The following is a 24343-nucleotide window of genomic DNA, read 5'->3' as shown; positions in this document are numbered from 1 at the left end:
GGAGCCCTGCCTCATGACCATGCGCATCGCCGTCCCGCTCGTCCTCGCCCTCGCGTGCACCCCGACCTCGGGGCCCACGCCACCTGCTCCGAGTTCCACCGCCGCCCCGGCGCGCGCGCTGCCGGCGGGGCTCTCGGGATTGGTCGAGCCGTGGCACCCGTTCGACCCCCAGCTCGCCGAGAGCGCGCCCGTGTGGCTGCTGACCCGCTACCAGCCCGGCACCTACCCATGCCGGCCCGGACCCGACGGCTCGCTGGACATGTTCATTCAGGACCGCTTCTCCGCGCTGCAGGTGGTCCGCGGCGCTGTGCGGGCACCGGGCGTCGACCTCGACCTCCATGCCCTGCGCGGGCCGAACTACCCGCGCTCGTACGCCGAGGAGCGCCGCTACCTCCTGTTCCTTCGACCCGGTCCCAAAGGACAGGCGCACCTCGCCGACGCCTCGGCGCTCAGGGGCATGGACGATCGCCTCGGACCCGATGAAGTGCTCGCGGTGATCGACCTCGATCAGTCGGAGGCCGAAGCCGCGGCCGAGCAGGTCCAGGCCTCGCGCACCGGCGAATTCGGCGGGGGGCGCTGGGAGCCCGCCTCCTGGGCGGCGCTGCGAGCGGCCCCGGTCCCCGACCCCGCCCGTCAGCGCGAGCTGGCCGCGTTCCTCCAGAACACCATCGCCCGCCCGCGCGCGCCGCTGGCCGAGGTGAGGGCCTGGCTCGGCCCGCCCGATTCGCAGCACCTCTTCGCCAACGGCAGCCGCAGCGACCAGTACGTCCTGGCCCGCCCGGCCTACGCAGAGCCGCTCCCGGACGGCCTCTATGGCAGCCTGCAGCTGCGCTACGACGCCCGCCTCGAGCTCCGCGGCGTCGATCTCGGCTACCTGCGCTGGCACGTGGCGCCGCACGAGCAGTCGTCGACGATGCTCAGCGCCGAGGAGCACGCAGCGCACGGCCTGCCCCGGCTCGAGCTCGAGTTCCGCTGACGGCGACCAAAGCAAAGAGCCCCTGCGGGGTCGCAGGGGCTCTTGTCTTCGGGGAGGCCTGGGCCGGAATCGAACCGGCGAATAGAGCTTTTGCAGAGCTCTGCCTTACCACTTGGCTACCAGGCCGAAGGGGCGACTTCTTTATCACGGGAAAAAACGCCGGGCAAGACCGTCGCAGCGTAATTTTCCCGGGGCCATCCTTCTGGCGACGCCCTCGGCCGAGGGCTCCGGCGCGGCCAGGAGAGCCGGCGGCGCCCGAACAGCTCGTGCGCGCCGCCTGAGCGAACGCCGATCACAGGCCGTCGAGCGGATCGTCGACGTTCTTGCTGACCGAGATCCCGCCCTTCGGCTTCTCGGACTTGGGCTCGCCGTCGCCGCTGCTCGACTTGCTGCCGCCGCTCTTGCCCTTGTTCTTCTTCTGCTTGTCCTCGTTCGCCGCCAGCTGGGCATCGAGGGCGGCCTTCTCGGCCAGCAGCTTCTGCCGCTCCGTCTCGTCCTGGACGTTCTTGAGCTGGTTCTCGATCTCGTCCTTCTGCGACTTGATCTTGTTCTGCTCCTCCTGAAGGCCCTTCAGCTCCTTCATGAGGGACGCCATCTCGGCCGCGCGCTCGTCGTCCTTCTTCTTTTGCTCGATCTGGGCGATCCGCTCGGCCTCGTCGCGCTTCTGGATGTAGTCGTAGATCATGTAGCCGCCGACGCTGACGCCGATGACCAGCACGCCGAGCACGGCGTACAGCCACATCGGGCGCGCCTTCTTCTCGGCCAGCTTGACCTGCGCGTCGAGGCGCATCTGCTCTTCCTTGAGGCGGGCCTCCTGCTCCGCGCGGGCGCGCAGATCGGCCTCTTGCAGCCGCAGGCGCTCCTCTCGCTCACGGGCCTCGCGCTCGGCGGTCTCTTTGGCGATCCGCTCGGCCTCCTCGCGGGCCTTGCGTTCGGCGATCTCACGCGCCTTGCGTTCGGCCTCTTCACGGGCGCGCCGCTCGGCGTCTTCCTTGGCGCGCTTCTCGCTCTCGACCTCGGCCACGCGCGCGGCCTCGAGGTTCTTGAGCTCACTCAGGGCGATGAGGGCGGAGTTCTCGGTGTTCGACATGGCGAGCAGTGCTCCTGGAGATCGGGGCCCGCGGAGGGCCGGGAAGTATGTTTCGGTCCAGCGTCGGCGGTCCAACGCGAACGACCGAGGCAAGGTCTCGGCCAGCGCCGCGGCGGAGAACTTCAGGTTGCCGTAAAACCCTGGCCCTGCCTAGCCCCTGATGTCGGCGCGCTCACAGCACCGCTGTGCGGCCGACCACGAGTCAAGCAACGAACCCGCGCGCGGGCGACGACCCGCGAAAACGCGACGGGGCCGCCCCGAAGGACGACCCCGCCGGACTCGAGACTCGGCGCGCTCGCCGAGCTCAGAAGCTCACCGACACCTGCGTGCCGATCTGCTCCTTCTGAACCTTCTTGAAGGTCGCCTTCTTCAGCTCGGCGGCCACGCAGTTGGCGAGCCCGTCGTTACCCGCGGCGTCGACCACCGTCGAGCTCAGCACGGTGCCGGACGGACCGCTGATCGACAGCTTGATCGAGACCTTCTCACCGCCCTTGGCATTCTTGGCGCAGTTGGTCTTGGCGTTGGCCTTGACCGGGTTGACGCCGGCCTGGATGTCGGAGAGCTCGAGCTTCTCCGGCAGGCTGGAGTCGGCCGGCGGCTTGCTGCTGCTGCTGTCGCCGCCGCCGCCCTTCTTGCCGCACTTCGAAGGATCGAGGATGCAGTCGACGCTGTAGTCGTCCTTCTTCTCTTCCTTCTTCTCTTCCTTCTTCGGCTCGACCTTGGTGTCGAGGGGCGACGTCTTGCTGTCCGTCTTCTCGCCCTTCTTGTCGGTCTTCTTCGCCGTCGTCTTGGCGACCGCGGTCTTCTTGTCGTCCGTGGCCGGAGGCGTCTCGGCGGCGCCGGTCTCGTCCGCCTCTTCGTCCTCTTCCTTCTTCTTCTTCTTCGGCTTGTCGCCGTCGTCCTCGTCTTCCGGCTTTTCCTTCACCTCGGCCGGCTTGATGACTTCGACGATCTTCGTCTCGGGCGTCGGCGGTGGCCGGGTGAGGATGTACCAAGCCATGCCGCCCATGCCGAGCAGCAGGATCGCCATCAGCGCGTAGAGCGGCGCGTTCGAGCGCTGCGGCTCGGGAGCCGGCGCGTGCTCGACGACCGGCTGGGCCGGCGTCACGAGCAGCGGCGCGGCCGACAGACCGCCGAAGCCGGTGCCGCCGAAGCTCGGCAACATCGAGTCGTCACGACCCTCCTCGCCGCCGCCGCCGCCGCCACCACCGCCGCCTCCGCCGCCCATCATCCCGCTCATGGCGCGGATGTCGATGAGGCCCGAACCTTCGCTGTTGCCGGTCGGCGAGGCCGACTGACCGCCGCCGCCGCCGCCACCGCCACCGCCACCGAGCGAGAACGACGGACCGCTGGGCGCGGGGCCGCCTCCGCCCTGCTTGGAGCCCATAGCGATCGACGACAGGCTGTCGAGCGAGAACAGCACCGAGTTCTCGTTGCGCGCGCCGGTCAGCGAGGACACGCGCGGGTTGTCACCGCCGCCCGCCGGCGCCGCTGATGCTTTCGGGCCGCTGGTCGAGGCCGCGGGCGCGGCCGCGACGGCGGGCTGCCGCGCGGGCTCGGGCTGCCGCTCGAAGCTGGAGCTGGCGCTCGGGGCCGGCGCGGGCGCGCTGTAGTCGTCGTCGCTGCCGCCGGCGAACGGATCGGGCGCCGAAGGACGGCCCGACGCCGCGGCCAGGTCGGAGAACGCGCTCACTTCACCGAGCGGCAACCAATCTTCGAAGCCTTCCTGCCAGACGGAGGTGTCCTTGTCGATCTCTCCGGCGGCGAAGCGCTCGCGGACCTCGGCCTCGCTGATCGGCCCCACGGTCTCGCCACCGATCGCCAGGTGCCAGCCCGGCTCGTCGGCTGGCGCGTCGCCCCCGTCCTCTGCGCCGCCCGCCTTGTCGCGGACGATGATGACGTTGCTGCACTTCTTGCAGCGGATCTTGAAGGTCTTGCCGCGGACCTTGTCGTCCGCAATCGAGTATTTGGCTCCGCACTTATCGCATTCGATCTTCATGAGCGTGATTCCTGGGAGTCGCTCGCCAGAGCGCGACGGCGTCCTGCAGAACTGACTACGTCCGCGGGGCCGCCAGTATAGGAAATGCGGCTGGTAGGTACAACCAGACGGAGAAAACAGCCGACGGCCGCAGCGTGGGCTGCCTGGCGCCGCCCTTCGCCGACCTCGACCCCACGCGACCTCGGGCCCACCCCACCGGACATTTGCCCAGCGGCCTCGTGAAGCCCACCAGCGCGGGTTTGCCCGCGGAACGCGAAAACCGCGCGGCGCCGCTCCAGGAGGCTCATGGAGCGAGCTCGGGGCCGCTGCGGTGCCGGCGCGACCGTCCACTCGTCAGGCCGTGGGGCTGCGAGCCCGAAGGGCCGCAGCGCTGCAAGGTCGTGCCGAGGACTCACGGGCAACGGGCTCAAAACGGGTCCCGCAGCAGAATGGTCTGCTCTCGATCGGGCCCGAGCGAGACGAGGGCGATGGGGACACCGACCTCGTCTGCGATCAGGTCGAGGTAGGCGCGCACGGCGGCGGGGAGATCTTCGAGGCGCCTGGCGACAGAGATTCGTTCTCGAAGCGAGGGATCGCCCCAACCCGCCACCGGGCTGAGGATCGGCACGACTTCGTCGAGGTCGACGTCGCCGGGCGAGGCTCCGTCGGCGTAGGCCCGGCACACGTGGACCTCGGGCATCGCCGCGAGCACATCGAGCTTGGTGATGCACAGGCCGGTGAGGCCGTTGAGCCTGGCTGCGTGGCGGAGCGCCGGCAGGTCGAGCCACCCGCAGTCGCGCGGCCTGCCGGTGGTCGCGCCGAACTCGTCGCCGGCGTGGCGCAGCTGATCGCCGAGCGACCCCTCGAGCTTGGTGGGGAACGGGCCGGCGCCGACGCGCGTGGCGTAGGCCTTGCTGATGCCCCAGGCGCCGTCGATCGCGGTGGGGCCGACGCCGATGCCCGAGCACACGCCGCCCGCCAGCGTCGTCGACGACGTCACGAACGGGTACGTGCCGTGGTCGAGGTCGAGGAGAGCTCCCTGCGCGCCCTCGAAGAGCACGCGCTTGCCGGACCGGATCGCCGCATCGACCAGCTCGCCGGTGTCGCAGACCTTGTCCCCGAGCCAGGCGGCCCACGCCGACGCACGGGCCACTTCGGCGGCCACGTCGACCCGTTCGCTGGATCCGAGGCGTGCGATCTCGGCGTCGACGACCTCCTTCGCCAGCTCGAGGCGGGCTCGCAGCCGCTCCGGTCGGAACAGGTCGCGCACACGGACGCCGCGGCGCCCCGCCTTGGCCTCGTAGGCCGGGCCGATCCCGCGGCGCGTGGTGCCGATCTTGGCCGCCTGGGCCCGATCTTCGCGCAACCCGTCGACCAGCCGGTGGTGCGGGAAGATCACGTGGGCGTCGCGCGACACCCGGAGCTCGCCGCCGTGCAGCATGCCCGCGGACTGCAGCTCCTCGACCTCGGCGCGGAACACGTCGACGTCGATCACCATCCCCGCTCCGAGCACGCACGGCGTCCCCGGGTACGCGCAGCCCGACGGCACCAGGTGGGTCACGAGCTTGCGCCCGCCGATCACCAGAGTGTGCCCGGCGTTGTTGCCTCCGGCGTAGCGCGCCACCAGCTGCGCCTGGCTGGCCAGGTAGTCGACCACCTTGCCCTTGCCCTCGTCGCCCCATTGCGCGCCGACCACGATCAGCGTCGTCATGCTCCGCTCTCCTCCGCCCGGCGCCACGCGCCCGGCTGTCCTTGCGACCAGATCTCGGCCCGCTCGTCGGCGCCGAAGTACAGCAGCTCGTCGGCCTCCGCGGCCGCGGCCTGAGCTGCCTCGAGGGACAGCCCGGCCTGGACCCACGCGCGCCGACCGGCCGCCCGCAAGGCCTGGGCCCGCGCCACCGCGAGCGCGCGCGCCTGCGGCTCGCGGCCCTGGCTGGCGATCATCACCCCGCCCGCCCGCCCCGCCGTCGTCTCGCCGGCCGCGTCGAGCGAGGCCTCGAGCGCGTCGAGCTCGACCGCGAAGCCCGCCCCGCCCGCGTAGCGCCCGCCCACCACCAGCGGCCGGGCCGAGCCCGGGGCCCACGCGCGCAGGCGCAGCCCGGTGTAGTAGTCGAACCCGCGCACCTCGCCGAGGTCGACCACCAGCCGCGCGTGCAGCTCCGGGGCGCGCGCCTGCACCACCGCGAGGGCCGCCTCGAGTCGCCCGAGCCGCTCGGCCAGCCACGGCCAGCGCGCGCGGATGTCCCCGGGGACATGTTCCAAAATACCTGGCGCTCCGAACAGCTCACAGAGCAGCCCGAGCCAGCGCCGCGGCTCGTCGTCGAGCGCCAGGCCGGCGGCCATGCGCGCCACCCCGCCCGCGTCCTTGCGGGCGAGCAGCCCGTGCAGGGCCTCGAGGTCGCACCCCGGCAGGCGCTCGAACACCCCGCGAGCGATGCCGACGTCGGCCACCTCGAGCGTCGCGCCCTTCACCCCCGCGGCCCGCAGCGCCTCGTCGGCCAGCAGGATCAGCTCGGCGTCGGCCTCGGGCGCGTCGTCGCCGAGCAGCTCGACCCCGACCTGGTGGCGCTCGCTCTGTTCACGTGTCCCTTCGGACAGGCGCACGACGTCGGCCGCGTAGCACAGGCGCACCGCCTCGCCGGCCGCGAGCCGCTCGCGCAGCTGCTGCCCGGCGAGGCGGGCGATCTGCGGCGTGATGTCGGAGCGCAGGGTGACGAGCTCGCCCGAGCCGGCCTCGATGAAGCGGACGCACCGCTGCCGCTCGCGCTCGGCCAGCCAGCGGCCGAACACCGCGAAGTACTCGATCGCCGGCGTGACCACCGGGTCGTAGCCCCAACGGTCGAACACGCCGAGCAGCGCCTCGGTCACCGCGCGGCGGCGGCGCGCGGCAGCGGGCAGCAGATCACGGGCGCCGCGCGGGAGCACCGCGTCGACGCCCTCGGGGAGTCTCGCGCTCAAAGGCCCGCCTTGAGATCGTGGAACACCAGGCCGGTCGGGATCTTCGGATAGAAGAAGGTGCTCTTCTGCGGCATCACCTCGCCGCTGTCGCACACCGCCCGGACGTCGCGGACCGGCGTCGGGTTCATGAAGCACACCAGCTGCACGTCGCTGCCGCCGGCGCGGGCCACGGCCAGCGCCTCGTCGGTCGACTTGTAGTAGCGGATGTTGGTGTTCAGCGCCTGCGCCTCGCGCGTCACGCCGAACCCGCGGTCGAGGATAAGCTCGTGCAGCAGCGCGACGTCGAGGCGCTGCAGCGCCGGCGCCAGGTGCTGCAGGCCGGCCGCCGCGGGGTCGAAGTCGGGCCGCAGCGACAGCACGACGAGCTCGCCGCTGGCCGGCACTGCCAGACCGAACGCCGCGCCCCGGGCCCCCACTTCGGCCAGCCGCGCGCGCACTGCGGCTCCGCTCTCGGGCAGCGGCTCGCGGGTGATGGTGAAGAACGGCTCGACCTGCGCCAGCGCGGCGGCGAGGTCGAGGCCGGGCACGCTGTGGATCAGGCGGTGCGTCGGCAGCACGACGAGGCCGGGGTCGTCGAGGTTCGACAGGAAGATGAGGCCCCAGCGCGCCACCTCGCCCTTGCCCGCGGCCTCGAGCTCGTCGCGGAACGTGCACATCGTCTCGTAGCGGTGGTGGCCGTCGGCGATGTAGATCTTCTTGTCCTCGAGGACGGAGCTCAGCGCGGCCGTGGCCGCCGGATCGTCGACGCGGTAGAGCGTGTGGTGCGTGCCGTCGAAGTCGCCCTCGAGCACCGGGGCCCCCAGCGCCCTCGTGGTCGCCGCCTCCCACGCGCGGCCGGGGTCGGAGAACATGCCGAACACCAGCTCGAGGTGAGCCTCGCACGCGCGCATCAACTTCAGGCGATCGGCCTTCGGGCCCGAGAGCGTGCGCTCGTGGGCGAGGACTGGCCCGGCGCCGAAGCGGGTCAGCTCGATCAGGCCGATGAAGCCCTTGCGCGTGTACTGCTGGCCCTCCGAGGTGAAGGTCTGGTGATAGACGTAGAAGCTCGGGCTGGCGTCGCGCACCAGCGCCTCGCGCTCGAGCGCGGCGAACCGCTTGGCGCCCTCCTCGTACTTCGCGTCACCTTGCCCTTCGGGCAGGATCACGTGGATGCAGTTGTGCGGGGAGCGAGCGCCAATGCGCTCGCGGCCGGCCGCGTCGACGACGTCGTACGGTGGCGCGAGCAAGAGACCGGCGTCGCCGAGGCGGGGGAGGTCGTAGCGGAAGCCGCGGAGCGGGCGGACGTGTGCCATTGCCGGGCGTATACCACGCTTCGCGCGCGCGGCGTGGGCGACCCCCTGCCCGCGCGCCGCAGGCCGCCTCATTCCGCGTGACGGGTGAGCGCTCGCACGCCGATGTCGCGGCGGAACTGGCCGCCTTCCACCTCGAGGCCGGCCACCGCCGCGTAGGCGCGCTCGATCGCCGCTCGCAGGTCGACGCCGCGAGCGCAGACCCCGAGCACCCGCCCGCCGCGGGTCTCCCAGCCGTGCGCGCCGCGACGCGTGCCGGCGTGGAACACCTTGACGTCGGCGAGCCCCGCGACCGCCTCGAGCCCGCGGATGGCCGCGCCGGGCCGGGTCTCGCCGGGATAGCCGGCCGCCGCGACCACCACGCTGGCGGCCGGCGCGGCCGCGTAGGTGCGCGGCGTCAGCTCGCCGCGAGCGGCCGCCAGCAGGTCGGCGACGATCGGCGTCTGCAAGCCGAACAGCACCGGCTGCGCCTCCGGGTCGCCGAAGCGGCAGTTGTACTCGATCACCTTCGGCGCACCGTCCGGCGCGATCATCAGGCCGACGAACAGCACGCCGACGAACCGCCGGCCCTCGGCGCGCAGCCCGGCCAGCGTCGGCCCCACGATCTCCTGCTCCGCTCGCCGCAGCACCGCCCCGTCGCACACCGGGGCCGGGCAGTAGGCGCCCATCCCGCCGGTGTTCGGCCCCTGATCGCCGTCGCTCAGGCGCTTGTGGTCCTGCGCCGGCGGCAGGAGGCTCCAGCGCTCGCCGTCGGTCAGCACGAACAGCGACGCCTCCTCGCCGTGCAGCCGCTCCTCGAGCACCACAGTCGCGCCGGCGTCGCCGAAGACATGTCCTTCGAGACAGGACCGAACGGCCAGCTCCGCCTCGGCGAAGCTCTCGGGCACGACCACGCCCTTGCCGGCCGCCAGGCCGCTGGCCTTGATCACCGGCGGGCTGGCGAACGTACGCACCGCCGCCAGCGCCTCGTCGAGCCCGGTGACCGTCACGTGCGCCGCCGTGGGGATCGCGTGGCGGGCCATGAACGCCTTCGCCACCGCCTTGCTGCCCTCGAGCTCCGCCGCCGCCGCCGACGGCCCGAACACCGCGTGACCTGCCGCGCGCAGGCGGTCGGCCAGCCCGTCGACCAGCGGCTGCTCGGGGCCGACGATCACCAGGTCCGGGCGCAGCGAGTCGGCCAGCGCGACCAGGCCGGCGAGGTCGCCGACGCCGACCGCGTGGCAGGTCGCGTCCTCGGCGATGCCGTCGCTGCCCGGCGCGGCGTGGGCCTCGTGGCCCTCGACGCGGCAGCGCCACGCCAGCGCGTGCTCGCGACCGCCGCCGCCGACGATCAGGACCTTCAAGCTGCTCTTCGGGACATGCACGATCGCACCTGGCCTTTCGGACCTGAACCAAAAATCAGAAGCGGATCAGTGGCGGAAGTGGCGCTGACCGGTGAAGACCATCGCCAGCCCGTGCTCGTCGGCCGCGGTCACGACCTCCTCGTCGCGGACCGAGCCGCCGGGCTGGACGATCGCGGTGACCCCGGCCGCGGCCGCAGCGTCGACGCCGTCGCGGAACGGGAAGAAGGCGTCGGAGGCGAGCACCGCCCCCTGCGCCCGCGCCCCCGCGCGGGCGGTCGCCTGCCGGGCCGCCTCGACGCGCGAGGTCTGGCCGCCGCCGATGCCGACGGTCGCGCCGTCCTTGCACAGCACGATCGCGTTGGAGCGCACCGCCTTGCCGACGATCTGCGCCAGCTCGAGGTCGCGCAGCTCGGAGGCAGTGGGCGCGCGACGGGTCGCCACCTTGCCCTGCGCCGCCGCGACCGTCACCGCGTCCTCGCGCTGGGCAAGCAAGCCGCCGGCGATCGAGCGCAGGCGCAGCGCCGCCTGGGCTTCGGGACCTGTCCCGACGAGCATGTCCTCGAGCGACAACAGGCGCAGGTTCTTCTTGCCGGCCAGCAGCGCCAGCGCCTCGGGGCTGAACGACGGCGCGATCACGACCTCGAGGAAGCTCTCGGCCAGGCGCTCGGCGACGGCGCGGTCGACCGGGCCCGACAGCGCCACGATCCCGCCGAACGCGCTCTCGGCGTCGGCCTCGCGGGCGCGCACGTACACGTCGGCGAGCGACTCGTCGCCGCGGGCGATCGCCGCCCCGCACGGCGACACGTGCTTGATGACCGCGGCCGCCAGGCCCAGCCGGCTGAGGTCGCGGCACAGGCCGAGCGCCGCGTCGGCGTCGAGCAGGTTGTTGTACGACAGCGCCTTGCCCTGGTGCTGGACCGCGCGGTGCAGCCCGGCCGGCTCGCCGGCCGCCAGCTCGGTCGCGTAGAAGCGGGCCGGCTGGTGCGGGTTCTCGCCGTAGCGCAGCTCGCCCTGGGCCGCGCCGGCGACGAAGATCCGCTCGGGCAACACATCTGTCCCGAGGGACAGGCCGGCGTCGTCGAAGCGCGCCAGGTAGCCGGCGATCGCCGCGTCGTAGGCGGCCGTGTGCGCGTAGGCCTTGCGCATCAGCGACCGCCGCAGGCTCTCGGGCAGCGCGCCGCCGTGCTCGCGCAGCGCCTCGCCGAGGCGCGCGTAGTCGGCCGGGTCGACGACCACCGCCACGCGCTGCCAGTTCTTGGCCGCCGCGCGCACCATCGCCGGACCGCCGATGTCGATGTTCTCGACCGCGTCCTCGAAGCTGCTGCCGGGCTTGGCGACGACCTGGCGGAACGGATAGAGGTTGACGACCACGAGGTCGATCGGGGCGATGCCATGGAGCCGCAGCTCTGCCTCGTGCGCCGGGGTCGGCAGCGCCAGGATCCCGCCGTGGATCTTCGGGTGCAGCGTCTTGACGCGCCCGCCGAGGATCTCGGGCGCGCCGGTGTACTCGCTCACCTTGACGACCGCGACGCCGAGCGCCTCGAGGGCCTGATAGGTCCCTCCGGTCGACAGCACCTCGACCTGGGAGTCGATGAGGATCTGCGCCAGGACCTCGAGGTGGGTCTTGTCGCTGACGCTGACGAGGGCGCGACGGATCGGCGTGGGCGCGGTCATAGGCGCGCCCGCGGTACCACCCGCGCGGCGGCCGGGTCAACCCTCTTCGCGGGCCAGGTACGAGAGAAGATCCTCGCCGCCCGCTTCCTTGAGCTTGAGCAGGCCGCGGACCTCGACCTGGCGGATGCGCTCGCGCGTGAGGTTGAGAATCTCACCCACCTCTTCCAGCGTGATCCCGCCGCCTTGCGCCACGTCGAGGGCGCAGGAGTGTTGCAGCTCCCACACCTCGAGGTCGGGGAAGTTGATCTTGATACTGCCGGTCGCCGGGTTCACGTCGATGTAGAGGTGGTGCTTGCAGCTGACGTACGGGCACGGGCGGGCGACGTTGGCACACTCGCCGCGGGACTTGGGCCGCCAGTAGCTGCGCTCCGGGTAGAGCAGCGCGCCGATCCGCAGCTCTTCCTTGGTGAGCCGCTTCATCGCGATCGTCTTGGCGCGGGCGCGCCGCACGATCGGACGCGGATCGTCGCCGTCGTCGGCGGCGTCGTCCTCGCCGGCTTCTTCACCGGCGTCGCTCGCGATCTCGTGGTCGGTGTCGTGGTCGCGGGCCTCGTCGAGGTCGCTGTCGCGATCGAGGTCGCTGCCGGTGGCGGAAGAAATGTGCTTCAGCATGATGATCCCCTGGCGGCGCGCGCGGAGCGGCGCCGGTATACCCAATGCGCGGAGGTGAGCGGAACGAACGAGCAGGTCGGAAAGGACAGGTCTAAAAGGACAGTTACAAAAGTTCAGTCGGACTCGCGGCCCCACCGCCCCGCGGACGGACTGCGCCGCCGCCGGCGATGAGCAGCTTCTCGAGCCGGTAGACGCCGGACAGCAGCGCGTCGGCGGCCGAGCGGAGCGAGCGGAGCTCGCCGTAGAGGCTGTCGCGCCGCGGCGACGGCTCTTCGGCGTCGATCTTCGCGGCGAAGGCGGACAGCAGCTCCTCGAGTGCTTCGTCGAGGATCTCGATGCTGTCCTTGAAGGTGAGGAACTTGGCCTGGATCTCCTCGATCGTGTAGCGCTCCGCCATCAGCTTCTTGATGGTGTTGATGCGCCGCACCGCGCGGATCGGGTACACGCCGTGCGAGCCGAGGTGCTTGCCCTTGTGGCCGACCCGCCGCGAGCGCGGCACCAGGCCGAGCTGCACGTAGCGGCGGAGGTTCGCCTCGCTGAACTTGACGTCGGCGTCCTCGAACACCGCGACGAGCTGCTGCGACGACAGCCCCTCGGGGCTGCTCGCTTCGATGTCGCGGATCTGGGCTTCGGTGAGCGAGGTCGGCATGGCGGGTTGCTGCGGAGGGAGTCGCGGCCGGGAGCGCGTGGACTGCGGTGCCCGGGCGGAGAGGCTTCACAAGGTAGCGGAGGTGTGATCCAAGCCGTGTAGTTCCTTTGGCGCGATCAGGTTGGCTTGTGGGTCCGCAATATAATCTACTGAGTAGATCACTAGAAGCACTTTCACGCGATGTCGGCAAGTTTCGGTCGCCTCGCATTCTGCGAGAACGTTCAGTACCCCCCTGCCCAGGCATTCAGCTCAAGCGCCGTACGAGCAGCCGTCGCGCCCGCGAGTCACGACGGACGACCAACAGCCTCAGCCAGCGCAGCACCACGATGACGCGAGATCTCGCCGCCTGCAGCGAGGCGGCCGATCGGCATCCCGATCTACTCAAGAGATCGGAGTGACCAGCGCTCGGGACATCGACGTGCAGATCTCCATCGCAGAGATCTCGCGATCGACCTCCTGACCTTCGAGCCAGGCGCAGCCGACGCGCGCATGCGCGCAGCCAGCGGCTCAATTCACGCGATCTCGCGGGCTGCGAGCCAGCAAGCGGCCGTTCGTGGCGAAGCGCTCCGATCGCAACTTGCGAGCCCGGCCGTGGCTGCACGGGCCACGCGGATCGACGCGAGGCCGCAGGCCGGCTCGCCGAGCCGACTTGCGAGATGCACGAGCCCGCAAGTCGGCTCGCCGAGCCGACTTACGTCGAGACGACCGTTCGCCGACCTCGCTCGCCGGCTCGCCGAGCCGATCACCGACTCCTCGCTCGACTCGAGTTCCGGAGCCCACGAGCGGCGCTCGCGTGTGTCGCTCGACCGCCCGCGGTGGCGAGGTCGGCTCGCAGGTGGCGAGTCTCTGCGCACCTGCGACGCTCGCAACTTGCGAGCCGGCCCTTCGCGCAGCCGGACGCTCGCAACTTGCGAGCCGGCCCTTCGCGCAGCCGGACGCTCGCAACTTGCGAGCCGCCCTTCGCGCAACCGGACGCTCGCAACTCGCAAGCCGCCCTTCGCGCGACCGGACGCTCGCAATTCGCGAGCCGGCCCTTCGCGCAGCCGGACGCTCGCAACTTGCGAGCCCGCGCGGTCGCGCGCCCCTGCCCAACTGCTCGTACCCGGTAAGCCCCGGCTGCAGGTCGCTAGCCCCCATGTCACTCGCAAGGGCAGGCCGATGCTCGCAACTCGCGAGCCCGTCCCGCTCGGCCGACCGCTCGCAACTGGCGAGTCGGGTGCTGGCTCGGTCGACCGCTCGCAACTTGCGAGTGGGTCTCGCGCGCAGCCCTCGCCGGGAGTCGCCGGACAGCTCCCGAGCACCGGCAGGACCCACGACCTGTCCCTTCGACCCTATTGCCGCGCGAAGAACAGCTCGCGCGCGGCCCTCGCTACGAGCAGCCGGGCAGCCCCCGAGCACCGGCAGGCAGCTCACGACCTGTCCCTTCGACTCTATCGCCGCCCGACGAACAGCTCGCGCGCCGCCCTCGCCGAGAGCACTCGAGCAAGTGCCCGAGCATCAGCGGGCAGCCTCACGACCTGTCCCTTCGACCCTATCGCCGCCCGACGAACAGCTCGCGCGCCGCCCTCGCCGAGAGCACTCGAGCAAGTGCCCGAGCACCAGCAGGCAGCCTCACGACCTGTCCCTTCGACCCTATCGCCGCGCGACGAACAGCTCGCGCGCCGCCCTCGCCGAGAGCACTCGAGCAAGTGCCCGAGCATCAGCAGGCAGCCTCACGACCTGTCCCTTCGACCCTATCGCCGCCCGACGAACAGCTCGCGCGCCGCCCTCGCCGAGAGCACTCGAGCAAGTGCCGAGCATCAGCGGGCAGCCTCACGACCTGTCCCTTCGACCCTATCGCCGCGCGACGAACAGCTCGCGTGCCGCCCTCGCCGAGAGCACTCGAGCAAGTGCCCGAGCATCAGCGGGCAGCCTCACGACCTGTCCCTTCGACCCTATCGCCGCGCGACGAACAGCTCGCGCACGACCCTTCGCCGGGAGCAGCCGGACAGCTCTCGAGCATCGGCGGCGGCCTCACGACCTGTCCCTTCGCCCATGTCACCGCGCGACGAACAGCTCGCGCTCGGCCTCGCGGGCGAGCGCTCGAGTGGCAACCGAACCATCGCGCAACGAGCAGCCCGTCCATGACACCGCGACGTCGACGCGCAGCGCCCACGCCTCGCGCGGCTTCAGCCCGGCACGAGCGCGATCGCCGACAGCGACGCCAGCGAGCGCCACGCGATGGGGTCGTAGCGCTCCGGGCCGCCGTACTTGTACGACTTCTTCTCGTGCTGCCAGACCACGCCGCGGTCGACACAGCCGTGGAACCGATCGTCGCGCGGGCAGTAGATCCGCACGTGGAAGTGGTCGCTGTGCGTCGGCGCGTCGGGCGGGTCGTACATGACCGCGCGGGCGAACTCGATGAGCCAGCGGGGCTTCTTGTGGCGCGTCGCGTACTCGACCAGGCGGTCCTCGAGCGGCTGCGAGACGAAGATCCACTGCACGCGGATGGTCGCGTCGCTCAGCAGCGCCTCGACCAGGGCCCAGTTGCGCGCGGTGTCGAAGCGGCGCTGCTCCCAGATCGCGTCGTTGTACGTGCCCTTCCCGCGGATGTACGGCTTGCCCTCGCCGTCGTAGCGGATCATGTCGTTCTCGGGCGGCGCCAGCGGCTTGCCCTGCTCGTCGGCGCTATAGAAGATCAGGTCGACGTCGCGGCCGCTCTGGTGGCTGCTGTGCCACTTCGACTTGCCGCCGCGCTGCGGGCTGAGGTCGGCGATGCCGAGCGTGGCCTTCTTGGATCCTCCGCGCACCGACTTGGCCGCGCGGCCGAGCGCCGTCACCAGCTCCTCGGTGCCGTACTGGAACCCGCGCGTCTTCCACCGCTCCGGCACCTTGAAGCCGCTGCCCGTCAGCTCGAGCTTGGCCGGCCGGCGCAGGCGACCGCGGCTCGACAGGCCCGTCGACACGCTGGTGCCGTCGGTCCAGAGGTTGGGACCGGCGCAGCTGGTGAGGACGAGCCCGAACGCGAGCGCAGCGACAGCCTTCGCGCGACGACGCATACCCTCATTCTTTTAGTCCCTCCGCCTCGCGCTGTCCAAAGACGGGCAAACTCGCGCTGGCGCGCATGGAGGCGAGAACTTCGTCGGTTCGCGTCCCCCTGGGTGCCGACCCGGCGACCGCCGCGATCGACTCGGTGACGCGCCGAGGAGAGGTCTGCCGATACGGGCGTCGCGCGGTCCGCCGACCTTCGGCTCGGCAAACAAAAAGGGCCGAGCCCCGCGAGGGACTCGGCCCGATGCGCGCCGGAGCGCGTCAGTTCTTCTCTTCGAACTCGGCGTCGATCACGTCGCCCTCGGTCTTGGCGCCGGCGCCCGCTCCGCCCGGACCACCGGGGCCCGGACCGGCACCACCCGGCCCGCCGGGGCCGCCGGGACCCTGCTCGGCGCCGGGCTGCCCGTACGCCGCCTGCGCCAGCTTGTGCGAGGCCTGCATCAGCTTGTCCTTCGCGGCCGCGATCCGGTCGTCGTCCTTGGAGTCGAACGCCGCCTTCGCGTCGGTGATGGCCGACTCGACCTCGGCCTTCGGCCCGGCCGGGAACTTGTCGCCGTTCTCGGCCAGCAGCTTCTCGGTCTGGATGATCAGCGCCTCGAGGCCGTTGCGGTTCTCGATCGCCTGGCGACGCTTCTTGTCCTCGGCCTCGAACTTGGAGGCGTCGTTGACCATCCGCTCGATCTCGTCCTGCTTGAGGCCGCTGCTGGCGGTGATGGTGATGTTGGCCTCCTTGCTGGTCGCCCGGTCCTTGGCCGACACCTTGACGATGCCGTTGGCGTCGATGTCGAACGTGACCTCGATCTGCGGCACGCCGCGCGGCGCCGCCGGGATGCCGCCGAGGCTGAAGCGACCGAGCGTGCGGTTGTCGGACGCCATGCTGCGCTCGCCCTGGACCACGTGGACCTCGACCGACGGCTGGTTGTCGGCCGCGGTGGTGAACACCTCGGTCTTCTTGGTCGGGATCGTGGTGTTGCGCGGGATGAGCACGGTGGTCACGCCGCCGAGGGTCTCGATGCCGAGGCTGAGCGGGGTGACGTCGACGAGCACGATGTCGGTGACGTCGCCGGCGAGGACGCCCGCCTGGACCGCCGCGCCGAGGCCGACGACCTCGTCGGGGTTGACGCTGCGGTTCGGATCCTTGCCGAAGAACTCCTTCACGTACTTCTGGACCATCGGCACGCGGGTCGAGCCGCCGACGAGCAGGATCTCGTCGATGTCGCCCGGCGACTTCTTCGCGTCGGCGAGCGCCTTCTTGACCGGCTCGATGGTCTTCTTGACCAGGTCCTCGATCATCGCCTCGAACTTGGCGCGCGACAGGCGGATCTGCAGGTGCTTCGGTCCGGTCGCGTCGGCGGTCAGGAACGGCAGGTTGATCTCGCTCTCGATCGCCTGCGACAGCTCGATCTTGGCCTTCTCGGCCGCGTCCTTGAGGCGCTGCAGCACCAGCTTGTCGCCGCCGACGTCGATGCCGGTCTCCTTCTTGAACTCGGCGATCAGCCACTTGATGATGCGGTCGTCGAAGTCGTCGCCGCCGAGGTGGGTGTCGCCGTTGGTCGAGATGACCTCGACCACGCTCTCGGCGACCTCGAGGATCGAGATGTCGAACGTACCGCCGCCGAGGTCGTAGACCGCGATGGTCTGCTCCTTGGAGCTCTTGCCCTTGCCGAGGCCGTAGGCCAGCGCGGCCGCGGTCGGCTCGTTGACGATGCGCTTGACGTCGAGGCCGGCGATCTTGCCGGCGTCCTTGGTGGCCTGGCGCTGGGCGTCGTTGAAGTACGCCGGCACCGTGATGACCGCCTCGTTGACCGTCTCACCGAGGTAGTCCTCGGCGGCCTTCTTGAGCTTCATCAGGATGCGCGCGCTGATCTCGGGCGGTGAGTACGCCTTGCCGCGGATCGAGATGTGCGCGTCGCCGTTGGGCGCCTTGACGACCTTGTAGGGCACACGGTTGACCTCGTGCGAGGAGGAATCCATGCTCATGCCCATGAAGCGCTTGACCGAGTAGACGGTATTCTCGGGGTTGGTGATCGCCTGGCGCCGCGCCTGCTGACCGACGAGGACGTTGCCGTTCGCCTCGAAGGCCACCACCGACGGGGTCGTGCGACCGCCCTCTTCGTTGGGGATGACTTTCGGCTCGCTGCCCTCCATCACGCAGACGACGGAGTTGGTCGTGCCGAGGTCGATACCGATGATCTTGCCCATTGTGGAACTCTGACCTTTCTCGGACTTGGGGCCCGTACGGGCCGGGGGGACTTCTGCTTCCCACTCGAGCCGACAAGGCCGGGAAGCGTTACGGGCGCAGAGTAAGGCCCGGTTCTCGCATGTCAATCGGCCACCGAGCGAGCCGAGCCGGCGGAAGGGCCCGAAAAATGCACCTGCCACGGCGCGCTCTCGGCGGCCGAAAACTCGTCGTCACGCAAACGACGACCGCGAGCCCGGGGATGGAATCCCCAGGCCCGGCGGTCCGCAAAGCCCGCGCTCAGGTAGTAGCCGTGGCGGGAGGTTCGCCGCGAGGACCTTCGCTCGCAGCGGCGTCGGGGGTCGCGTCGGCCGGAATGACCGGGCGCTCGAACACGTGCTCGGCCACGTCGTGCACGTTCTTCACGCAGAGGATGGTCATGTCCTGCCGGATCTCCTCCGGCACGTCGACCACGTCCTTCTGGTTGCGCTCGGGCAGGATCACGCGCTTGATGCCGGCGCGGTGGGCCGCGAGCATCTTCTCCTTGATGCCGCCGACCGGGAGGACGAGACCGCGGAGGGTGATCTCGCCGGTCATCGCCACGTCGGGGCGGACGCAGGTGCCGGTGAGCAGCGAGGTGATGGCGGCGAACATCGCCACGCCCGCCGAGGGGCCGTCCTTCGGGATCCCGCCCGCGGGCACGTGGACGTGGATGTCGATGTTCTCGATGGCCGACTTCTCGATGCCGAGCGGGCCCAAGTGGCTCTTCACGTAGCTCATCGCCGCCTGCGCCGACTCCTTCATCACGTCGCCGAGCTGACCGGTGAGCATGAGGCCGCCCTTGCCGGGCATTTGGGTCGCCTCGACGAACATGATCTCGCCGCCGACCGGGGTCCAGGCGAGGCCGGTGGCCACGCCGGGCTCGGCGGTGCGCTCCGCGACCTCGGGCAGGTACTTCTGCGGCCCGAGGTACTCCGGAATCACCTCCTTGGTGATGACGACCTCGTCCTTGACCTCGCCCTCGACCACCTTGACGGCGATCCCGCGGATGACGGTGCTGATCTCGCGCTCGAGGTTACGGACGCCGGCCTCGTGCGTATAGCTGTCGACCATCTCGAGCAGCGCGTCGTCGGTGAAGCTGACCTTGAGATCGGTCTTCTCGAGCCCGTGCTCGCTGATCTGCTTGGGCAGCAGGAATCGCTTGGCGATCGCCAGCGACTCCTGGCGCGTGTAGCCGGGCAGCCGGAGGATCTCGAGCCTGTCCTTCAGGGCAGGCGGGATCGGATCGAGGTAGTTCGAGGTGGCGATGAACATCACCCGCGACAGGTCGAACGGGACCTCGAGGTAGTGATCGCTGAAGGACCAGTTCTGCTCGGGGTCGAGGACCTCGAGCAGCGCCGAGCCCGGGTCGCCGCGGAAGTCGTGGCCGAGCTTGTCGATCTCGTCGAGCATCATCACCGGGTTGTTGGTGCCGGCGCGCTTGATGCCCTGGATGATGCGACCCGGCAGCGAGCCGACGTAGGTGCGCCGGTGGCCGCGGATCTCGGCCTCGTCGCGCACGCCGCCGAGGCTGATGCGGACGAACTTGCGGCCGATCGCGCGGGCGATGCTCTTGCCGAGCGAGGTCTTGCCGACCCCGGGCGGGCCGAGGAGGCACAGGATCGGCCCCTTCTTGCTGGCGTTGAGCTTGAGCACCGCCATGTACTCGAGGATGCGCTTCTTGACCTTCTCGAGGTCGTAGTGGTCCTCGTTGAGCACCGTGCGGACGGTGGCGATGTCGAGCTGGTCCTCGCTGGAGAGCGACCACGGCAGGTCGACGAGCCACTCGAGGTACGTGCGGGTGACGGTGTACTCGGCGCTGCTCGGCTGCATCGCCTTGAGCCGGTCGAGCTGCTTGCGCGCGACCTTCTCCGCCTCCTCGGGCATCTTCGCCTCGGCGATCTTCTTCTGGAACTCCTCGATGTCGCCGGACTCGTCGTCGATCTCGCCGAGCTCGCCCTTGATCGCCTTGAGCTGCTGGCGCAGCACGTACTCGCGCTGCGAGTGGCCCATCTCCTCCTGGACCTGCGAGTTGATGCGCTCGCGGACCTTGAGGATCTCGAGCTGACGCGTGAGCAGCATCAGCACCTTGCGCAGGCGCTCGCGCACGTTGTTGGCGGCCAGCACCTCCTGCTTCTCGCCGGCCTCGATGTCGAGGTTGCTGATCACGAGGTCGGCGACCTGGCTCGGATCGCTGACGCTGTCGAGCAGCGCCGCCGCCTCGCGCGGCAGCTCGGGCACGAGGGCGATCAGCCGCTTGGCCGTCTCCTTGATGCTCTGGACCAGCGCGACGGCCTCGACGTCCTCGCCCTCGACGTCGGGCAGCTCGGTGACGCGGGCCTTGAGGAACGGCTCGCTGGTGACCACGCGCTCGATCGAGATCCGCATCACCCCCTGGAGGATGACGCTGTAGTTGTCCTTCGCTAGCTTGATGACCTTGAGGATCCGCGCCGCGCAGCCGACCGCGTGCAGGTCGGCCTCGGTCGGCTCCTCGACGCGGGCCTCGCGTTGAGTGACGATGCCGATGATCGGCCGCTCGTTCGCGATCGCCTCTTCGATCAGCTTGACCGACTTGGGCCGCCCGACGTCGATCGGGATGATCGAGCCGGGGAACAACACCGAGTTGCGCAGGGGCAGGAGCGAGATGACCTCGGGCAGCTCCGGGGGCTCTTCGCGGCGACCTGGGGGCGGAGTAAGGGTGTTTTCGGTCACAAGAGTGCCGGAAACGTAACACTCGGCCCTAGGCTGTCAACCACGCGAGTTCCACGCGCGCGGACGGCTGATTCGTGGCCCGAAGAACGGAATTTGCGGTCTCGGGCGCGGACGGACGCGTCGTCAATTTCGCCGATACTCCGCGAGAATCGGCGCGCGCCCCGGCCGGGCGCAGCGACGATGTTATAGTCGCGGTAAGTGCATCCTTTTCAGCTCATCGTCCAGGCCGGACCGGATCGCGGGCGTCAGCTCGAGCTCGGCGACGGGCCGCTGACGATCGGCCGCGGCCAGGGCGAGGGCCTGCAACTCGGCGACGGGGCGGTCTCGCGCCATCACCTCACGATCCAGCTCGACCGCGCCGCCGGCCGCCTCCGCGTCGTCGAAGTCGCCGGCGTCAACCCGGTGTGGAGCGTCGCCGAGGGCCAGCGCCAGGCGCTGAAAGCGGGTCAGGAGCTCGCACCCGGCGCGGCCTTCACCCTCGGCAACACCACCCTCGCCTTCGTCGCGCCCGAGCCCGCCGCGCCGGTCCGCGGCACGGTCGAGCTCGATGCGACCCGGGCGATCTCCAGCCCCGAGGGTCGCAACCGCCTGGCGGCCCTGGCGGCGCTCGGCGACAAGCTCGCGCGCTGCGGCTCGTTGGCCGCGGTGTTCCGCGCCGCCTCTGCATGGGCCCTCGAGGCGCTGCCGGCGACGCGGGCGCTGCTCCTCAGCCCTGACGGCAGCGACATCCTCAGCAGCGCCAGCGCCGGCCCGGTCTGCGACCTCGCGCTCTCGCCGGCCCTGCTCGCCCGGGTGCTCCGCGAGCGCCGGGGCTTCCTGCTGCGCGACGTGCTGGCCGAGCCCGACCTGGCCGATCGCCGCAGCGTGCAGCTGCGCGGGATCGTCGGGGCCATGGCCGCCCCGGCGGAGGGGCTGATCTTCTACGCGGAGTGGGACGCGCCGCGCGCCGTGCGGTCGACCTACGACGAGCAGGCGCTGCTCCTCCTGGTCTGCGCCGCTCAGCTCGTCAGCGCCAGCGGCGAGAGCGCGGGGGAACGACAACAGCTGACGGCGGCTGCCAAACTGACCCCAAAGACAGGTTCCGCCCACGGCCAGATCATCGGCAATTCGCCGGCGATCCAGCGCCTCCACGTGTTCCTCGAGCGAGTCGCGGCGACCCCGACCACCATCCTCCTGTTCGGCGAGAGCGGCACCGGCAAGGAGCTCGCGGCCGGCATGGTCCACGCGTTGTCCCCGCGGGCGACCAGGCCGTTCGTCGCCGTCAATTGCGCCGCGATCCCCGAGGGCTTGCTCGAGAGCGAGCTGTTCGGGCACGAGAAAGGCGCCTTCACCGGCGCGGTCAGCCAGCACGAAGGCGTGTTCGTGCGAGCCCACGGCGGCACCCTGTTCATGGACGAGGTCGGTGAGCTCAGCCTGCCGGCCCAGGCGCGGATGCTCCGCGTGCTCGAGAACCGCACGCTCACCCGCGTCGGCGGCACGAAGGAGCTCTCGGTCGACGTGCGCCTGATCGCCGCGACGCACCGAAATCTCCCGCAGATGGTCGAAGCGGGCCGATTCCGCGAAGACCTGCTGTACCGGCTCAGCGTCATCCAGACGACCATCCCGCCGCTGCGCGAGCGTCGCGACGACATCCCGCGGCTCGCCCTGCACTTCGCCAAGCTGTTCGGCGAGAGCCTGGGCCGGCGGATCACCGACGTCTCGCCGGCCGCGCTCGAGGTGCTGACCCGTTACCGCTGGCCCGGCAACGTCCGCGAGCTCCGCAACGTCATCGAGCGGGCCATGGTCCTCGGCGACGGCCCGATCCTCGACCTCGACGATCTCCCGCCGGAGCTGATGCGCGCCGCACCGATCGCCCCGGCCGAGGCTCCGCCGGACGCACGGCTGGTGCGCCCGCTGGCGGAGCTCGAGCGCGAGGCGATCCTCGGCGCCCTCGCGGCCACCGACGGCAACAAGGCCCGCGCCGCCGCCCTCCTCGGCATCGATCGCACCACGCTCTACCGCAAGCTCAAGGACTACGCCCTCGGTTGAGCCCAACCGGCGTTGGCGCGCGTGCTCACGGGTCGCCCGGCTGAAACATCGCGCCCGGGCTGCAAAACCGACCCCGCGAGCCGCGACCTCGGGGTGTGCACTCACGACACTTCCTCTCTCCCCTCCTCTTCTCCGCGTTCGCGGCCGCCTGCGGCGCCTGGAGCCCGCAGCCCGCCGGGACCCCGACCGACACCTCGACCAGCAGTTCGGGCACGAGCGGCGCCGGCACCTCGACCTCGGCCGACGCCACCACCTGGCCCAGCCTCCCCGACTGGGGCTCCGCGCCGGTCGATCTCGGGCTCCCCGAGCCCACCTCGACCTTCGGGACAGGGTCCGGAGGACCTGTCCTCACGGACACGGGCGGCGGGCCGACCATCGACCTCGGCGTGCTGCGGATCACCGAGGTGATGGCCGATCCCGACGGCAAGGACGGCGGCGCCGCGAGTCCGGAGTTCGTCGAGATCGCCCACGTCGGCGACAGCCCGCTGACCCTCGGCGGCCTGGTCGTGGTCGCCCGCAGTTGGCCCGAGCTGTGGATGGGCGATCTCGGGATCGGCGGCGAGGTGCTGCAGCCCGGTGAGCGCCTGTTGCTCGCGCGCTACGCCAGCCCCGCCGACCTGCCTGTCCCTTCGGTCCTGCGCGAGGGCGCGGTCCTGCGGGCAGCCTTCGCCGACGGGGGCGGCCTGCGCAACGAGGACGGGGCCGTCGGCCTGCGCGACCAGGACGGCAACCTGGGCGACACCATCCTCTACGGCGCGGTTCAGCCGGCGCCCTTCGACGAGCCCGCGCTGTGGAGCGGCCCGCCGGCGGAGGCGCCTGGCGCCGGCGAGTCGCTGTGCCGCCTCGATCCGACGGTCGACAGCGACAGCGCCGCCGACTGGGTCGCCTGCGCGCCGAGCCCGGGCGAGCTGCCCGCTCCCGGCGAGGACAGCACCACCGGCGAGGCGCCCGTCCCCGCGACGGTGGCGATCGTCGAGGTGCTCAGCAATCCGCCCGGGCCGGCCAGCCTCGAGAAGCACGCCGAGTTCGTCGAAGTCGTGAACCTCGGCCCCGGCGAGGTCGACCTCGCCGGCTTCACGCTCGCCGACTCCGTCGCTCCCGAGGCGCCGGGCATCGATCCCCTGCTCTACTTCAGCGGCGACGGCGGCTGTGCGCCGAGCACCTGCCTGGCACCTGGCCGAAAGGCCCTGCTCGTCGGATCCTTGTACGAAGGACCTGTCGGCGACGCCCTGGTCCTGAGGACCGACGACAACGCGCTCGCCAACGCGGGCCTGGGCAACTTCGAGGCGGTCGTGCTGCGCGACGACCTGAGCGAGCTACGGAGCAGCTACCGCGCCTGGCGGGATCCGCTGGTGGCGCCCGACCCGGCGACCCAGGAGGCCGCGCTGGTCCGCGTCGCGCCGGATGCACCGGACGCGCCGGAGAGCTGGGACTTCGCGGCGCCGAGCCCGGGGCTCTGAGACACTGCGCAGCTCAAGATCCCGAAGACGATCAGCTTCGAGGCGCCGAGCAGGAGGGTCGACAGATCGCCCCCCTGGGCGGCCGCGATGGGGCTCGCGGCGAAGGTCCCGGTCAGCGCGGCCATGACTTACTCGCGGCTCCGTCGCCGACGGGCACGAGCGGCCGGCCGCACCAGGTTGTCGCTGTCCTCGAGGTCATAGATGAGCTCGAGCTCTTCCTTGCCGAGCTCGTCGCGGTCGCTGCGGAGCGCCTCGCGCTGGAACTCTTCGAAGCTGGTGAACGCGTTGCGGTAGTAGCTCATGCCCACCTTGTAGGTCTTGTCCTA

Annotated in this window: 16 protein-coding genes and 1 tRNA gene; 3 read left to right on the top strand and 14 right to left on the bottom strand. The window is 71.0% G+C overall.

The window, feature by feature from the left end:
- The first annotated feature begins 13 nt into the window (after nt 1-13).
- Nucleotides 14-976 (top strand): hypothetical protein, encoded by a 963-nt coding sequence (locus tag O0S08_RS20590; protein WP_269040907.1) that lies wholly within the window; start codon nt 14-16, stop codon nt 974-976.
- Nucleotides 977-1030: 54 nt separating this feature from the next.
- Here the strand turns inward: O0S08_RS20590 and O0S08_RS20585 are convergent.
- From O0S08_RS20585 to lon, 13 genes are all read right to left on the bottom strand, one after another.
- Nucleotides 1031-1102: transfer RNA gene (locus O0S08_RS20585), tRNA-Cys, on the bottom strand.
- A gap of 166 nt (nt 1103-1268) precedes the next feature.
- Complete coding sequence (locus O0S08_RS20580) at nt 1269-2066, bottom strand: hypothetical protein (protein WP_269040906.1); 798 nt, start codon at nt 2064-2066, stop codon at nt 1269-1271.
- 304 nt (nt 2067-2370) lie between these two features.
- Complete coding sequence (locus O0S08_RS20575) at nt 2371-4065, bottom strand: GYF domain-containing protein (protein WP_269040905.1); 1695 nt, start codon at nt 4063-4065, stop codon at nt 2371-2373.
- A 406-nt stretch (nt 4066-4471) separates the two neighbouring features.
- The gene (locus O0S08_RS20570; RefSeq protein ID WP_269040904.1) at nt 4472-5755 is read right to left on the bottom strand and encodes an adenylosuccinate synthase; all 1284 of its coding nucleotides are present in this window, start codon (nt 5753-5755) and stop codon (nt 4472-4474) included.
- The gene (locus tag O0S08_RS20565) at nt 5752-7002 is read right to left on the bottom strand and encodes an ATP phosphoribosyltransferase regulatory subunit (protein ID WP_269040903.1); all 1251 of its coding nucleotides are present in this window, start codon (nt 7000-7002) and stop codon (nt 5752-5754) included. Before O0S08_RS20565 ends, O0S08_RS20570 begins: the two co-directional genes overlap by 4 nt.
- Nucleotides 6999-8294 (bottom strand): DUF1015 domain-containing protein, encoded by a 1296-nt coding sequence (locus tag O0S08_RS20560; RefSeq protein WP_269040902.1) that lies wholly within the window; start codon nt 8292-8294, stop codon nt 6999-7001. The genes O0S08_RS20565 and O0S08_RS20560 overlap by 4 nt, the downstream gene beginning before the upstream one ends.
- A gap of 68 nt (nt 8295-8362) precedes the next feature.
- Nucleotides 8363-9634 (bottom strand): phosphoribosylamine--glycine ligase, encoded by a 1272-nt coding sequence (gene purD, locus O0S08_RS20555; protein ID WP_371879548.1) that lies wholly within the window; start codon nt 9632-9634, stop codon nt 8363-8365.
- A gap of 66 nt (nt 9635-9700) precedes the next feature.
- Nucleotides 9701-11308: a bifunctional phosphoribosylaminoimidazolecarboxamide formyltransferase/IMP cyclohydrolase gene (purH, locus tag O0S08_RS20550; protein WP_269040900.1), complete on the bottom strand. Its 1608-nt coding sequence runs from the start codon at nt 11306-11308 to the stop codon at nt 9701-9703.
- A gap of 36 nt (nt 11309-11344) precedes the next feature.
- Nucleotides 11345-11920, bottom strand: coding sequence for a sigma factor-like helix-turn-helix DNA-binding protein (locus tag O0S08_RS20545; RefSeq protein ID WP_269040899.1), 576 nt, complete (start codon nt 11918-11920; stop codon nt 11345-11347).
- A gap of 103 nt (nt 11921-12023) precedes the next feature.
- Complete coding sequence (locus O0S08_RS20540) at nt 12024-12569, bottom strand: MerR family transcriptional regulator (RefSeq protein WP_269040898.1); 546 nt, start codon at nt 12567-12569, stop codon at nt 12024-12026.
- A 2168-nt stretch (nt 12570-14737) separates the two neighbouring features.
- The gene (locus O0S08_RS20535) at nt 14738-15607 is read right to left on the bottom strand and encodes a penicillin-insensitive murein endopeptidase (protein ID WP_269040897.1); all 870 of its coding nucleotides are present in this window, start codon (nt 15605-15607) and stop codon (nt 14738-14740) included.
- 253 nt (nt 15608-15860) lie between these two features.
- Nucleotides 15861-17801: a molecular chaperone DnaK gene (dnaK, locus tag O0S08_RS20530; protein WP_269040896.1), complete on the bottom strand. Its 1941-nt coding sequence runs from the start codon at nt 17799-17801 to the stop codon at nt 15861-15863.
- A 277-nt stretch (nt 17802-18078) separates the two neighbouring features.
- Nucleotides 18079-20529, bottom strand: coding sequence for an endopeptidase La (gene lon, locus O0S08_RS20525; RefSeq protein WP_269040895.1), 2451 nt, complete (start codon nt 20527-20529; stop codon nt 18079-18081).
- Between the two features lie 198 nt (nt 20530-20727).
- Between lon and O0S08_RS20520 the strand changes: the two genes are divergently transcribed.
- Both O0S08_RS20520 and O0S08_RS20515 read left to right on the top strand, forming a co-directional pair.
- Complete coding sequence (locus tag O0S08_RS20520; protein ID WP_269040894.1) at nt 20728-22557, top strand: sigma 54-interacting transcriptional regulator; 1830 nt, start codon at nt 20728-20730, stop codon at nt 22555-22557.
- A gap of 95 nt (nt 22558-22652) precedes the next feature.
- Nucleotides 22653-24017: a lamin tail domain-containing protein gene (locus O0S08_RS20515; protein ID WP_269040893.1), complete on the top strand. Its 1365-nt coding sequence runs from the start codon at nt 22653-22655 to the stop codon at nt 24015-24017.
- A 128-nt stretch (nt 24018-24145) separates the two neighbouring features.
- Here the strand turns inward: O0S08_RS20515 and O0S08_RS20510 are convergent, their stop codons facing one another.
- Nucleotides 24146-24319: a hypothetical protein gene (locus tag O0S08_RS20510; RefSeq protein ID WP_269040892.1), complete on the bottom strand. Its 174-nt coding sequence runs from the start codon at nt 24317-24319 to the stop codon at nt 24146-24148.
- Nucleotides 24320-24343 lie beyond the last annotated feature (24 nt).

Origin of the sequence: Nannocystis punicea (assembly GCF_026965555.1) — a bacterium.
Lineage (GTDB): Bacteria > Myxococcota_A > Polyangia > Nannocystales > Nannocystaceae > Nannocystis > Nannocystis punicea.
The sequence above is the reverse complement of the archived record's forward strand: the minus strand, read 5'-3'. Positions and strand labels throughout refer to the sequence as shown.